Annotated in this window: 15 protein-coding genes and 2 other annotated features; of the genes, 4 read left to right on the top strand and 11 right to left on the bottom strand. The window is 33.7% G+C overall.

From position 1 onward, the window contains the following. Positions 1-144 precede the first annotated feature (144 nt). Positions 145-594 (top strand): hypothetical protein, encoded by a 450-nt coding sequence (locus tag RST01_RS06490; protein ID WP_147195330.1) that lies wholly within the window; start codon positions 145-147, stop codon positions 592-594. A gap of 200 nt (positions 595-794) precedes the next feature. Here the strand turns inward: RST01_RS06490 and RST01_RS06495 are convergent, their stop codons facing one another. The 11 genes from RST01_RS06495 to RST01_RS06545 all read right to left on the bottom strand — a co-directional run bounded on the left by RST01_RS06495 (position 795) and on the right by RST01_RS06545 (position 9698). Beyond that, complete coding sequence (locus RST01_RS06495) at positions 795-1553, bottom strand: phospholipase A2 family protein (protein WP_147195332.1); 759 nt, start codon at positions 1551-1553, stop codon at positions 795-797. Between the two features lie 706 nt (positions 1554-2259). Continuing rightward, positions 2260-3105, bottom strand: coding sequence for an ABC transporter ATP-binding protein (locus RST01_RS06500; protein WP_147195334.1), 846 nt, complete (start codon positions 3103-3105; stop codon positions 2260-2262). A gap of 85 nt (positions 3106-3190) precedes the next feature. Further along, positions 3191-3604, bottom strand: coding sequence for a hypothetical protein (locus RST01_RS06505; protein WP_147195336.1), 414 nt, complete (start codon positions 3602-3604; stop codon positions 3191-3193). 144 nt (positions 3605-3748) lie between these two features. Continuing rightward, positions 3749-5770: a hypothetical protein gene (locus RST01_RS06510; protein ID WP_147195338.1), complete on the bottom strand. Its 2022-nt coding sequence runs from the start codon at positions 5768-5770 to the stop codon at positions 3749-3751. 121 nt (positions 5771-5891) lie between these two features. Then, the gene (locus RST01_RS06515; protein ID WP_147195340.1) at positions 5892-6137 is read right to left on the bottom strand and encodes a glutaredoxin family protein; all 246 of its coding nucleotides are present in this window, start codon (positions 6135-6137) and stop codon (positions 5892-5894) included. A gap of 57 nt (positions 6138-6194) precedes the next feature. Continuing rightward, positions 6195-6440, bottom strand: a complete 246-nt coding sequence (locus RST01_RS06520; RefSeq protein WP_066791792.1) for a helix-turn-helix domain-containing protein — start codon at positions 6438-6440, stop codon at positions 6195-6197. Positions 6441-6443: 3 nt separating this feature from the next. Next, positions 6444-6602, bottom strand: a complete 159-nt coding sequence (locus RST01_RS06525) for a YvrJ family protein (RefSeq protein WP_084246991.1) — start codon at positions 6600-6602, stop codon at positions 6444-6446. Continuing rightward, positions 6599-7216, bottom strand: coding sequence for a sigma-70 family RNA polymerase sigma factor (locus tag RST01_RS06530; protein ID WP_147195343.1), 618 nt, complete (start codon positions 7214-7216; stop codon positions 6599-6601). The genes RST01_RS06525 and RST01_RS06530 overlap by 4 nt, the downstream gene beginning before the upstream one ends. Before the next feature lie 150 nt (positions 7217-7366). After that, on the bottom strand, positions 7367-7552 hold the full coding sequence (locus RST01_RS06535) for a hypothetical protein (protein ID WP_147195345.1): 186 nt from the start codon (positions 7550-7552) through the stop codon (positions 7367-7369). Next, positions 7549-8505: a S8 family peptidase gene (locus tag RST01_RS06540; protein ID WP_147195347.1), complete on the bottom strand. Its 957-nt coding sequence runs from the start codon at positions 8503-8505 to the stop codon at positions 7549-7551. The genes RST01_RS06535 and RST01_RS06540 overlap by 4 nt, the downstream gene beginning before the upstream one ends. A gap of 197 nt (positions 8506-8702) precedes the next feature. Then, the gene (locus RST01_RS06545; protein ID WP_147195349.1) at positions 8703-9698 is read right to left on the bottom strand and encodes an LLM class flavin-dependent oxidoreductase; all 996 of its coding nucleotides are present in this window, start codon (positions 9696-9698) and stop codon (positions 8703-8705) included. A gap of 194 nt (positions 9699-9892) precedes the next feature. Further along, positions 9893-10115: a binding site (T-box leader), on the top strand. A gap of 56 nt (positions 10116-10171) precedes the next feature. Continuing rightward, positions 10172-10396, top strand: a binding site (T-box leader). Between the two features lie 49 nt (positions 10397-10445). Between RST01_RS06545 and thrS the strand changes: the two genes are divergently transcribed. From thrS to RST01_RS06560, 3 genes are all read left to right on the top strand, one after another. Beyond that, positions 10446-12359, top strand: a complete 1914-nt coding sequence (thrS, locus tag RST01_RS06550; protein ID WP_147195699.1) for a threonine--tRNA ligase — start codon at positions 10446-10448, stop codon at positions 12357-12359. Between the two features lie 446 nt (positions 12360-12805). Next, positions 12806-13756, top strand: a complete 951-nt coding sequence (locus RST01_RS06555; protein WP_184117526.1) for a nuclease-related domain-containing protein — start codon at positions 12806-12808, stop codon at positions 13754-13756. A gap of 252 nt (positions 13757-14008) precedes the next feature. Continuing rightward, the gene (locus RST01_RS06560; RefSeq protein WP_147195701.1) at positions 14009-14494 is read left to right on the top strand and encodes a tetratricopeptide repeat protein; all 486 of its coding nucleotides are present in this window, start codon (positions 14009-14011) and stop codon (positions 14492-14494) included. Positions 14495-14510 lie beyond the last annotated feature (16 nt).

Raw genomic sequence — 14510 nt, forward strand, 5'->3', positions numbered from 1 at the left:
ACATACTCTGCAATCAGCTATTCGTTATGTAGAAACCTTCTAAATAAGGCATTCGAGTTTGTGTTAATAAGGGTGTTATGGAAATTGGAGTTAGAATGTTATAATAAATGTAACTTTTAAACTTAAAGGAGTGTAAAATCAATAATGAGGATATTAAAATGGGCTATAGGCTTATGTCTTGCCCTTTTATTAACAGGTTGTTTTGGCGAAAATTACGATTTCTCTCCCCCAACTGTTTCACTAGTAGATCCCAACAACATTAGTGAAGAGACAGAATTAGCAAAAGCAAATGTTAAATGGGATTATGATAAAAAATATAATAAAAAAACGGACGATATTAATTCCTTGGCCCAGAAACAAGAACCAATAAAACTTAAGAGTGGCCAACAAGTTGACTTTTTGATTGAAGATGGCCATTTTGATCCCGACGGTATAAGTATCGTACTTTCAAAGAACCAACAAAAGATTGATTTAGATGTCAAAAATGAACAAACATTTAGTGTACCAAAAGAAAAAGGCGAATATTTGATTGAAGTTAATCTTAATTCAGATAAAGGAAAGGCTCAATATGTTGGGGAAATCATTATTCAATAAAATATCAAATACTATCCTTATACTGAAATTCATCTCCTACATTGAATATAAAACATTGTACGAATAATATACAATGCCGTAATCTCTGATTTTGTATGCTTGAGCAAATAAAAAAATGGTTCCTAACATCAAAATTGATGTATAGAACCATTTTTATTTACCGTTTCATCGACTTATTAACATTATAGATTCTTTGAATACTAGCATACAAAGCAGAATGCTGACTCAACGAGTATCTTAGCCTTGGCAAAAGGAGCAGCTTGGGCGCAATCACATAATTGTTGATCGCAATAGCAATGCGGGTAACCTACGCCATAGGTGTTGTAGCAACAATCATGTGTTTTACAGCAGTTATCCAGACCATTTACTCCACTCTTTGTACTCTTACATGCAGGGTATCCTCCACACGAATCACCACAATAAATATAGCCGCCTGCAATACAACCTTTAATTGGACTCTGAGCATCAACTTGTCCGACTAATTGACCTGGCTCATAATTTTCATCGTAGTTAAATTCTTCTTCAAATTTTTCATTTGCTTCTGCCGACATCTCTACTGCTTCTTCATCAAATTCATTTTTGATAACAGAAACAACATTGTCATCACTTGCCCTCATAACTGTTTGTAGAATTTTTTCTGGTTCTTCAATGCTGTTATGATTAAGTGTTCCTACAAAAAAATCATTCGTTGTTTCAAGATCTCCATTTAAGTATCGTGTAATATACCGAATGTTAACTTTATCACTAAATTGCAGTACCAGTGCTTTAGCAGTGATTACTTGCTTCCCTTTTGTCGTATCAAATTTTAAGGCTTGAATCACTTTCGCTTTTTCTGTATCAAAATCTAATTCACTGTATCTTTTAATTTCCCTCATTAAGTTTTGAAACTTTTGTTTCTGTTTAAAGCTGCTTATTAAAGCTGTAATCTCTTCTTGGTTTAAATGATATCCAACTTCCATTTGTTGGACCTCCTTTTATTTTTAATTTGCCAGCTGACATTATATAAAGAAAAGGAATACGTCTAATATACAACCACAGGATGAAATTTCAGTTTAATTAAAAGTAACGATAGATTTACAGAGTCTAAAACTTATCAAGCCTAATGTAAGATTGATGATAAATATATTGATTATAGTAGAAAAACTCATTGGAGTGTGTAAATTAAAATAAAATGCATGATATAATAATCGGTTAGCACCAAATGTTGCTAATTCTATTGATAGATAAAGAGCCATTAAAGATATGGTAATACTAATGTCAGATATAATCATAAAAAGAAACAAAAATATACTGCTAAACAACAATATTTGAGATAACAGTAAAGAGAAGCCTACTAATACATTGAAATCCTCATAAATAGTCTTTAATGAAAGGCAAAGTATTAATAATAAAATACTATACAGACCGAAATAAATGAAAAAAATCCTTTGTACCAAATCATCGTAAATTGTTAGAAGAAAAGAAGTATGTCTTGTCCCAAAAAGATCATAAAAAAGAAAAAGCACAAGAATACTAAAAAGGGGAACAAAAACAATTTGAATTAAAAGAAAGATAGTATTTGCACTCTTAAAAATATCAGCCATTATCGCGATGAAAAAAATCAAAAACATTATAGCGATGATACTTAATAAAGATTGGACTGATATTGACTTTATTCTGATAATTTTAGACATTATAATCCCCTTCCAATAAATTTATGTAACCACTTAAAAAGTCTGCTTCTACTTTATGAAAGCAATTATTATTTAATGGATTATTGGTAACCAATCTAACCTTTACTTGATTACTATCCAATGGTTCGACCCGAACTAACCTTCCCATCGAGTTTGCGCTATTCAATTCCGACCTATTTATAATGCCTTCGTAGGTTGTATTAGATGTTTTTGAGATTAGTTGATTAATATCCCCGTCATATATTTTTTTACCTTCTTTAATTACGAGCAAATTATCACATATCGATGCTATATCTTCTGGAATATGGGAAGATATTATAATCTCCACCTCATCTTTCAGACTCAGCAAAGACTCCCTTAGTTTAATTGCTTCAATAATATCTAAACCTGTAGTAGGTTCATCGATTATTAAATAATCTGGTTTATTTAAGAGGGCCTGAACAATACCAACTCTTTGTAAAGTTCCCCCCGATAGTTTTTTTAATTTAACATCTCGATAAAGTTCTAAATTCATTTGATCTATTAACTGTTCAATATAGACTTTATGGTAAGCTTTTTTTAAAGATGCTATTAATTCAATGACTTGGCCTACAGTCAAGTTAGGATAGATATTAAAGTTTTGAGGTAAATAGCCAATTTTCACTTTCCGATTATTATTGTTATAAGTAATTATTGATTTGCTATCCGCTTTCTGAACAGAAGCAATAATCTCCATAAGAGTTGTTTTGCCAGCACCATTCGGACCAATTATCCCTGTAATCCCGCTTAATTCTGCATTAATATTATCCAGTATTACTTTCCTTCTTATCGTTTTAGATAAATTACTTATTTTTATCATTAGGAACCTCCTATTATTTTAAGATTCTTATATACTAAACAGATGGACCATTAATTAAATTAATGGTCCATCTTGTTTTAATGTTCTACCAACTAGTGTCTAGTGATTGCACTTGAACATTCCCCATACCTAAAGGTGAAAGTGTTGAAGCTTGGGCATAATAGGTGGATGCTTCAGAAATAGAAACTGTAGAAGAAAAACTTCCTCTAGAAAACATATTCTTATTCCAAGTTGTTGGATCTGGTAGCAATGTAACAGATTTTTTAATTGTTGCACTAAAGGTTGGTTCAGAACCTGCAGTATCATTTTTTGCAGTAACCTTTGCTTTTCCATCCCAAATATTTACGTTGTCCCCAATTGCTTTACTAGCAAAGTTCAATTTAGCAGTTGAATATTTATCCATTGCCGCAAATGCATTGATTCCCATAAGCATACTCATTAAAAGTACACCTGAGACAATAATCTTTTTGACATTTAACTTTTCTAAAACCATTGTCATACCTATTCCTCCTCATCATTTTTAAATTAATGCATTAATTTGTATCAGCTGACATTATATAAAGAAAGAGATAGAGCTATTATTACAACCTTATTTTTAAAATAGCTGTATATTTTAGGACTAATATAAAAAAGAGAAAATCCTTTACGATTTTCTCTCTTTTAGTAAGCTCTCTTTGATTAAAGACCGGATTTGTTTCCAGTCATCTTCTTCATTATCGCATATAAGATATTTCCACTTTTTTAAGAAGTCATTTGAAAGTCGCTCTCTAAAATTTATTAGGACATTTAATATTTTTTGTTCATTTGGTGTCAAAGCACTATGAATGGATTCAAGGTAAAAATAAAATAATGACTCTGCTGCATGAGAGTTGTTACCGATTTTGAAGCCTACAAAACTATTAAAAATTAGCCAATTTATTCTTTGTTTTTCAGTTAAGCTATTGTATTCATTAAAAGCACTGTCTATCTGAAAAGGAATCCCCTGTTCAATAGGTATCACTCTTGTAAACTTACTAGGGTCCAAATGGATAATAAGATTAGTTCCATCCCCAATAGAGTGTGGATTTATGCCAGAAATAAACGGATCCAGAGTAGGGAGCAATATAATTCTCTGGGGTATTTTGTTTTTTGTTTTTAAAAGACGATTGTATCTTTGTAGGTCTTCTTTGTATTGAGTAACATACTGTTTAAACTCATCTTTATAAGGGAACCAAGAGCTAGGATAAACCACTTCCATATTATTATCATGTTTATGCGTCAGTTCTCCGGTAATTAGAGTTACACCTTTAGCTACACCATAGTATCTCCCTTTTCCCTCATATCGTAAATTCGTAAAATAACGTCTCTGGTTATCCCGGAGTATCAGGCTATACTCTATATTAGGCGAATTGTTAATCGCAGCAGCTGTAACTCCCTGATTAAATAAATAGTGGGTAGGCATTCTTTGATTACTAGGAATCCAAGTAAAATTATGAGGGAGATAAACGACATCCCCAATTGATGGATTTCTCAGAGAGCCATTGCCCGAATAAGTAAATTTCAATGTATTTATTTTTTTCTTGTTAATATCAGAAAGATTCACGTATATATAATCACCGGTTTGATAATATTTTACCGGTTTACCGTTATCTAAAGAAATATTCTTTATTTTAAAGCCCTTATATAAAGTAAAAGCTATGTTAGGATCTTTTACATTAGAAATTTGAAGTTTTGCCGTTACGGAAAATAAGTTTGTGTTTTGTATACTCAAATTAACTTTATCAATTCTATAATCAAAGTATTTTTGTTTGGGGGTGCTTTCTAAATTTCTATAATATTCGTATTCCTTTGCTAAAGTAGGTATATCTTGTAATTGGTTTTTTGAATAATGATATGGAATAGAACTGTAACACAACAATAAAACAAACACTAAGATAATACTGAATTGCTGAAATCTCCATTTTTTCAAAAAGATAATTTGTAAAATAACAATTAAAATTAAGGTGAGCAATAACATACCTTTTTTATACCAATCAAATTCAAAGCTAAATAATGAATTATATAACTCATCAACTTTAGATACACCTAAATTTATATTTTGTAGCCAATTGGCTACCTCTATTAATTGTGAGTTAACAAGCAAATTATTTAAAAAGTTTAGATTTGTAGGTGAGAGAAGTGCCCAAACAATAAATATGCACACGTAAACTATTTTGCTAGAGAAACTCAATCCAAAAATATAGCCTATAAGGGCACTTATAATAAAAGGCAACCACCAATAATACAAAAAGAACAGTGAACTCTCTTTTACAAAAGAGTTAGTAGGGTCTATACAGTGATAATAAATGTTAGTACTTATGATAAAAGTTAAAACAAACAGTAAGGATAAAATAAATAAAAAGGATATGTTAATACAATGCAATTTTCTCATTTCTTTATTTGCTACTTGATATAGCGAGCTTGTTAGATTCTTAGTGGCTAATTGATATCCTATCAACAGAAAAAACAACATACCCGACTGGATTAAAAAACTTGAAAATTGTAATGCATTACCTGGATCTTTCGCTTTATATAGCAATGTATATTCAATGAGTCCCCCATAAAGTAATAAACTAGCTAACCCTATTAACAATAAATACTTATGCATCTTTAAATTACTAGCTGTTAATACTTTTAAAACCTTCAATTTTCTCATCCTTTCTAACACAGCATAATAATTAATAAAGAGGAAAACGTTGATGAAATAACAACCCTTTAATATAGAAAAAAGCAGATAGAAATAAATTTTCTACCTGCTAAAATTTAAATTAAGAAATATTAAGTTCAGTTATTATCTCTTTTTTATTAAATCCTACAATCTTTGAAACAATTTTATTATTTATTTTTTTAATGATATAAGGTGTAGCTCTCCCTCCTAGTTGACTGAATTCGTCGTACACCTCAATACTTTTATGGATATTTATCTCTTTATAATTCACTTTCTTTTCTTCAAGAAAGCTTACGAGATTTTCGCAATATATACAATTTGGTTGAGTATAGACGATGATTTCCATACAAAATTTCCCTCCGTTTTATTATAGAAATTATGATTACATATAATTTAAAGCTCTTCACATAGCTCTTTTATTTTCTATTTTTCTTTTCAAATCATAAAACCCCGGCGTTTCCTCTACTTGATATCCATGAATATATTTAATAAGTGTATATTTTAATTCTTGTGCTAAATCTTCTCGATTTTCATAGCTTGTAAGCGAAAGAGATTTTTTTAATTTAGGTTCAAATAAATCAATTAATGATTGCATTGCATGTTTGCTTTCTTGTGATTCTTTTACTAACTCATATAAGAATACTGTCATCTATTAATTCCTCCTTGTTTCTTTAATAACTTGTCCTAGTTCTGTTATAGCTGCTTCTAAATTTTCTATTTTCTTTTCAAAACGAACGAATAAGTACATTGTTATGGCTATAGGAAACCCAAAGTTTCCTAAAATAACAATCCATTCAGGGATTTCTGTCATTTGCTATTTTTCCCTCCTTTTAAAGACTGTATTATATTCTGAATTGCTTTTTTTCTAGTCTTAGAAACAGATTGTTGAGATTTGTTCAGTATCTTCCCAATTTGGGTGTCTGAGAGTCCGTTTACGAATGCTAAATTGATTATTTCCTTTTGCTTTTCCGTTAACTTCTCAACCGCTGAGCATAACTGTGGATCTTCGAGATAATCCAAAATACTTTCTTTTTGTATAATATGATCAATATGAATTTGCGCTTTTTCATCAGTAATTAAATCTTTAAAGGTGCCATCTTCATCATTTCCTAAAGGTCTATCAACTGTTAAAGGGTGTCGTTGTTGAATCTTTCTATGTTTTTTATCGAAGTTGACTGCATTAAAATATATAGCTGTTGAGATAAAAGAAATAAACCGAATATGAAAATAAAACTTCCTAAAGGCATTGTCTAATTTTTTCTCATTTTCAATAGTTGGATTACATATAGCAGTAACAAATAAATCCTCATGGTCCTTATTTTTAAGAAAGGAAAGAACAATATTATTTTTTAAAAACTCCTCATTATCCAACTTGAACTTTTGAAGGGCATCCGTACAATATCCTTCTGTCATGTTAAATTCCATAATAATTACCTCCACACCTACACAAAAAGAGAATGTATGTTCTATTTTTGGTTGTAAAAAAATGACTAGCAATGTATAGTCATAAATAGATTTATTCTACTTTTTGTCTGAATATTTACTTTTTAATTATACCATTTTTTACAATAAAATCTAATGCTTTTCGTAAAATTCTTTTATTTTTTTAGAGGTTGAGGCTGTTTTTTCTACAAGCTCTATTAAGTATTCTCTCTCCTCTTCTGGGCATTTATCCAAGCACTGTGTTAAGTATGCTTGTGTTTTCCTATATTCACAATAGCATTTAACAAACAATTCTTTAATTGTTAAGGAATCATTCATCTGATTTCCTCCTTTCTTTTAAAAGGTTTTTTAGATAAAGATAAAATATTTATATTATGATTATTTAATTCTCTATTCTCTGTATGTAGCATTAGAATGTCATAAATTTCTTGTTCACTTAACCTTTTATTTTGTTTATATTCATGCTCTTCAATCAGTAAACCTAACGCTCCTGCTACATGTGGTACAGCCATTGAAGTACCTGATAAAATCGCATATTGTTGATTTAGAAATGTTGAATACACATTAACTCCAGGAGCATAGAGATCAACATACTCATTTGTATTTGAGAAATGTGCTATTTTTTGGTTCTGGTCGATTGCCCCAACCTCAATCACTTCTTCATAAGCTCCTGGATATCGATATTCATTCGTACTAAATTCTCCATCACCATCATTTCCTGAAGCTACTACAACTGATATTCCATTATTTATCGCTCTCTTTACAGCGTTGTGGAGCTCCGTCGAAGCTTGCTTTGTACCAAGTGATAGAGATATGATTCTAACTCTTTCATTATTTGGTCCACGCCATTTTGAAGCATAGTCAAGAGACTTAATTAGATTATCAATAGATCCACCGCCAACAGAATTTAGTACTTTTAAAATTAATAATTTGGATTTGAATGATATACCTATAACTCCCTTATTATTTTGCGCAGCTGCTATCACACCTGCTGCATGGGTACCGTGACCGTTCGTATCATTATAATTTTCAGGATTTCCATTATGTTCTGTCGTAAAATTATAGCCATCAATTATCGCTTCAGATAAATCTGGGTGACTACTATCACAACCCGTATCTATAACAGCAATGACTACCTCTTGCCCAGAAAACCCCTTTTTCCATTTTGTTTGAACACCTATTTCTAGAATGTTTGTTGGGATAACTTCTTCCATATTACTCATAGAAACTAATGCTTCATTCGGTATTAATTTAACTTCTGTATCTTTCATAGAAAGACTCCTTTTATTAGCTTTTGTAGAATAAAGAAATATGAGTAAAGTATTCTACAACCTTTCTATCCAATAATTTTAATAATTAGAGCATTTATAGATTACTTAAACACAAAAAAACCACAAGAACTGAATTAATCAGCGCTTCTGGTTTCTTATTTTATTCATATTTGCCCTGCTTCTGCTATGGATATAAATTAATCCAATAATTCTTTTGCTAATAGCGTGTAGCTTTGTTTTCGACTTTCGATGCTGAATTGGTTACAATTGAACATCGCTTCGTCAAAGCCGTATTGCTCTTGATCTCGACGAATAATATCGCCTACTTCCTTCGGTGTGCCGACTAGATGCAATTTGCGGTTTTCTTCAATCATCATTTTGTCCATTTCAGTTAATGGATAGTCTTTCGCTTCTTCTGGTGACAAGGTTTGGATTAAGTTGCCTTGCATCAGCTGCAGTCTAGAAATATCAATCGGCATTGCTAAGAATTCTGCTTCTTCTTTTGTTTCCGCTACAGTTGTCGCATATGTCACCAAAATTTCTGGCGATTCCATAAAGTATGAAGGCTCGAAATTAGCGCGGTATGTGTCGAAGATTTCTCTCGTCATTCCACCATTGAAGAATTGAGCAAAGGAGTAACCCATTCCCATGCGACCTGCTCGTACGGCACTATTACCAGTCGAGCCTAATAACCATGCTTCAGGAAGTTCTACGCGCGCTGGTGTCGCCACGACTGAATCATAGACAGAGATGCCTGGTTTTTGATCGTTCATCAACTTAAGTGTTGTTTCAATTTCTTTATATTGATCCGTCATCTCAGGTCGTTTACCTTTTGCCATCGCATAAATAGCATAAGTATCTCCGCCTGGTGCGCGTCCAACGCCAAAGTCGATGCGGCCAGGTGACAGTGCGCTTAATGTTTTGAACACTTCCGCTACTTTTAATGGTGAGTAATGCATCATCATAATGCCGCCTGTGCCGATACGAATACGGTTTGTTTTAGCAGCCAAGTGAGCTGCAGTTACTTCAGGCGCAGAGCTTGCAAGCGATTGCCCGTTATGATGTTCCGCCATCCACATACGGTGATAACCAAGCTCTTCGCCGAGAATCGCTAATGTTTCGCTGTTTTTTAAAGCCTGTGCCGGTTTAGCACCTTTTGGAATCGGCGCTTGATCTAGAATAGAGAGTCTCATATTACTCATCCTTCCCTTTTTTCATCTATCTGTGTAAATCTGATATTTATACGTCATAATGCTAGCGGAAGTTTAATGGGATGTAAAATGATTGGATTGGTGAGGAAGTTAAGATGGTAAATTGTTCATAATTAAAATAGGTGTTGCTAAATAGTAATAATTATCATAATATATATAATAATTTAATTCTTGATGAAGAAGCGCTGATAAGGACATGAATTGCTTTTACGGTTTACAGAGAGGGAAGTTTTGCTGAAATCTTCCTAACGCAGGAGAGTAATTTACCACCTTTGAGCTGTATCGGGGAATCTAGTATCCGATACCGTCTATGCTACGTTACAGCACCAAAGCCATAAGTTGTTTCTAACTTATGGGAAGTTGGGTGGAACCACGGGTTAAAACGTACTCGTCCCTTTATTAGGGATGCGTGCGTTTTTTTGTATTTAACAGGATTCGATTGATTGAGATAAAAATTAAAAGCGATGATGAGGACATGAATTATTTTTACGGTTTACAGAGAGGGAAGTTTTGCTGAAATCTTCCTAGCTTAGGAAAATAATTTACCACCTTTAAGCTGTATTGGGGAATGTAGTATCCAATACCGTCTATGCTACGTTACAGCACCAGAGCCATAGGCTATTCTTTAGCGTATGGAAAGTTGGGTGGAACCACGGGTTAACAACACACTCGTCCCTTGTTTAGGGATGCGTGTGTTTTTTTTATTATAAAAAAGGAGTGTTTAACATGATGAATGATCAATTTATACAAATTCAATTTCCAGATGGCAAACAACAGCAATACGAGCGAGGCGTAACACTAACTGATATTGCCCACTCCATTAGCCCAAGTCTTTCTAAAAAGACAATTGTCGGTTATGTAAATGGGATACCTACAGATGTAGGATGCCAGATTACAGAAGATGCGCAGATTTCCTTATATGATGCAGCTTCAAAAGAAGGAATAGCAGTGGTTCGCCATTCAACAGCCCACTTATTGGCACACGCATTAAAACGTATATATCCTTCTATTCATTTTGGAGTTGGCCCTGTCATTGAAGATGGTTTTTATTATGATGTGGAGCTGGATTCCCCTATCACTCCAAGTGATTTACCTCAAATAGAAAAGGTTATGAAACAAATCATTAATGAAAACGTGGAGATAAAACGAAAGGAAGTTTCACGCGAGAAAGCAAAACAGTTATTTGCGCATGATCCATTAAAACTTGAGTTGTTAGAAGACATTCCACAGGATGAAACAGTTACTGTTTATGAACAGGATGACTTTTATGATTTATGTCGGGGTCCTCATATACCTTCTACAGGTAAGATCCAGCATTTTAAATTAACAAAAGTGTCTGGGGCATATTGGCGAGGCGATAGTAATAATAAAATGCTTCAACGCATCTATGGTGTCGCTTTTGCAACAAAGGATGAGCTACGTGACTATTTCGTCTTTCTAGAGGAAGCGGAAAAGCGAAATCACCGTAAACTTGGAAAAGAACTTGAGTTATTCATGTTCTCAGAGGAAGCACCTGGCATGCCTTTCTATCTGGCAAATGGCCAGATTATACGGAATGAGCTCGAGTCCTTTTTACGAAATTTACAGACTAAGTATGATTATAAAGAGGTGCGGACTCCACTCATGATGAATCAGAGATTGTGGGAGCAATCCGGTCACTGGGATCACTACAAAGAAAACATGTACTTTACACAGGTTGATGAACAAAGCTTTGCCTTAAAACCGATGAACTGTCCTGGACATATGCTCATTTTCAAAAATGAACGACATTCCTATCGTGATTTGCCTATTCGCATGGCGGAATTCGGGCAAGTTCATCGACATGAATTTAGCGGTGCCTTAAATGGTTTATTACGTGTTAGATCATTTTGCCAGGATGATGCTCATATTTTCGTTACACCAGAACAGATTGAAGATGAAATTACTCTTGCGTTAAAAATCATCGACCATGTGTATAAAGTATTCGGATTTGAATATGAAATTGAATTATCGACACGCCCAGAGGATTCAATGGGCAGCGAGGAACTTTGGAATCGGGCTGAAACAGCTTTAGAAAACGTACTAAATAACTTGGGGTATCCTTACAAAATCAATGAGGGCGATGGTGCCTTTTATGGCCCCAAAATTGATATTCACATAAAAGATGCCATTCAACGCAGCCATCAATGTGCTACAGTGCAGCTCGACTTCCAGCTACCAGATAAGTTTGATTTAACATATATAGACAAACAAAATGAAAAAGCTCGTCCGGTGGTCATTCATCGCGCAGTATTCGGTTCCATCGATCGTTTCTTAGGCATTTTAATTGAACATTTTGCAGGAGCCTTCCCTGTTTGGCTCGCTCCGACACAGGTACAAGTTGTCCCCGTCTCTCAGGTTCACCTAGATTATTGCTTAAAAATCCAATCTCAGCTGAGACAATTAGGGGTACGAGTTAAAATTGACGATGACGAAGGAAAATTAGGCTATAAAATAAGAAGAGCACAGATGCAAAAGATTCCTTATATTATTGTGCTTGGTGATGAAGAGTTAAAAGAAAACGCAGTAAATGTTCGAAAGCACGGAGAAAAACAATCAATCAGTATACCATTTAAGGATTTTAAAGAGAATATTGTAAAGCAAATAAATGACCGCAGCATTTAAAACAAACAAGGGAGAACCTAATATTGGTCCTCCCCTTATTAATTTACTTATTTATATTTTTGATAACAGCCATTTCTTTTCCAAAGCGATCTCCATAATTGCTGAACGGGCGAGTATCTTCGGGACTTAAATTGTGCTTTTGGGGAGTAAACTTCTAGAGGGCGGTTGTTAAATGAGTATGAACGGTAGTAAATGTGTCCTCAGTGATGGTAAATCAACAGAGAACGATGGTAAGCATTGAAGCTAGGCATTGTGGCTATTAGTCGATATTTGCATAATAAATTTTCAACTGCAATAGTTGGCCATAATTTAGCATTCACTATATTTTACAAGTATGCTTTTCTTTTGTGTATATTTATTTGATGTTTGTAATATTGTCAGCCATTTTACACAGGTTTCTTCATATTATATACTCGTTTAAACAATTGAGTTTGGGAGTGATTTTTATGTTGATTAAACCTTTTGCACCCACCCATTATTTAGATTCCTTGCGAAAACTGAGTGATCGGTTATCAGCGACTCATCCTTTGAAACAGGAATTGGAGAGGCAATGGAGAAATATAGAAGCTGGCGATTTAGGAGAGAAAATTATAGTTGATACTCTTGGTCAGTTGCATCCACCTGAAAAGTATTATGTATTTCATAACTTATCTCTTGTATTGGAATCTAAAATACAAATGGATATTTTGCTGTTAACTACAAATTTTGCAGTTGTGTTTGAGGTAAAGAATATCAAAGGAACGATAGAATTAAGACAAAATCCTCGACAATTGGTGCGCCATTTATCAACAGGTGAAACACATGCATTTCCTAGTCCAGAACCCCAACTGGAAGAATACACCCACCAACTTCAAGTATTCTTTTTACACAACTATATCAATCTCCCCATTTACGGCGCGATAGTTTTTCCTTTTTCCTCAAGCTTCATTGAACTAACTTCATCAGCTAATACTATTCTTTTGAAAAATGATATTAAACCCTATATTCGAAATATACCGGTACAAAAAGAGCCATTGTCACCCCAGCAGATAGAAAAACTCGTCCAATCCTTATTGAAACAGCATACTGATTATAATCCTTATCCATTATTACAGAGGTATAACCTTTCGAGAAAGGACGTTTTGAACGGCGTAGCTTGTCCAAACTGCCGTAAATTGCATATGCGAAGAATAAATATGCATTGGTACTGTCCCTATTGCCATCACACAAGTCGCGATGCTCATGTACAGGCTATCTATGACTATTTTTCATTGATTGATCCCTCTATTTCAAGTTTGGAATGCTATCAATATCTTGGCTTAGCGAATCCTCGGCAAGCCTACCGCCTATTAAGTCAGATGAAGCTTCAGAAGATTGGTAAGTATAAGAATGCGCGCTATATACCTACTTATCAATGATCTTCTTGCGCGTTGCTAATTTGATTTTGCTCGAAATACTACCTCTATTTAGGAGCAGCTTAGGACTTAAATTGCTCAATGTCGTGAGTTAACTAATGAAGAGCGGTGGTAAATCGGATGGGAGCGTCTGTAAAAGCTTTAGAAGCGGTTGTAAAATTGCAGGCAACAGCAGTAAACTTTAAATATGCTAATTTTCTGAATTTATATATGATACTAATCAAGAGAATGAAGCCAAATTATTCGGAGGGTCAAATGGAAACTGATTTGAATAAAGCATTAGGTTTAAGAAAAAATGGAGAGTATAAAGCATCTAATGCACTTCTTTTAAAACTCGTAATGACATATCCTGACGATGCTATCTTAAGCTATCAATGCGCTTGGAGTTTTGACCTTTTAGGTGACGAAGTGAATGCTATTCCTTACTATGAAAAAGCTATTCAGTTGGGGTTACCTTCAAAGGATTTAGAAGAAGCATACATAGGCTTAGGCAGCTCCTATAGAACCTTAGGAAAATATGAAAAATCCAAAGATGTCTTTCTACAGGGAATCGAAGCTTTCCCAACTAGTCAGGTACTCAAAACTTTCTATTCTATGACGCTATATAATTTAAATGAACATAGCCAGGCAATGGAGATATTATTAAAGTGTTTAATACAGACGACTAATGATAAAGAAATTCTTAGTTACAAAAAAGCTATTGAACTATATGCTGGCCAATTAGATCGGATTTGGAAGTAAACAATTGCCATCCTTT

Source organism: Rummeliibacillus stabekisii, from assembly GCF_007988965.1.
GTDB classification, from domain to species: domain Bacteria; phylum Bacillota; class Bacilli; order Bacillales_A; family Planococcaceae; genus Rummeliibacillus; species Rummeliibacillus stabekisii.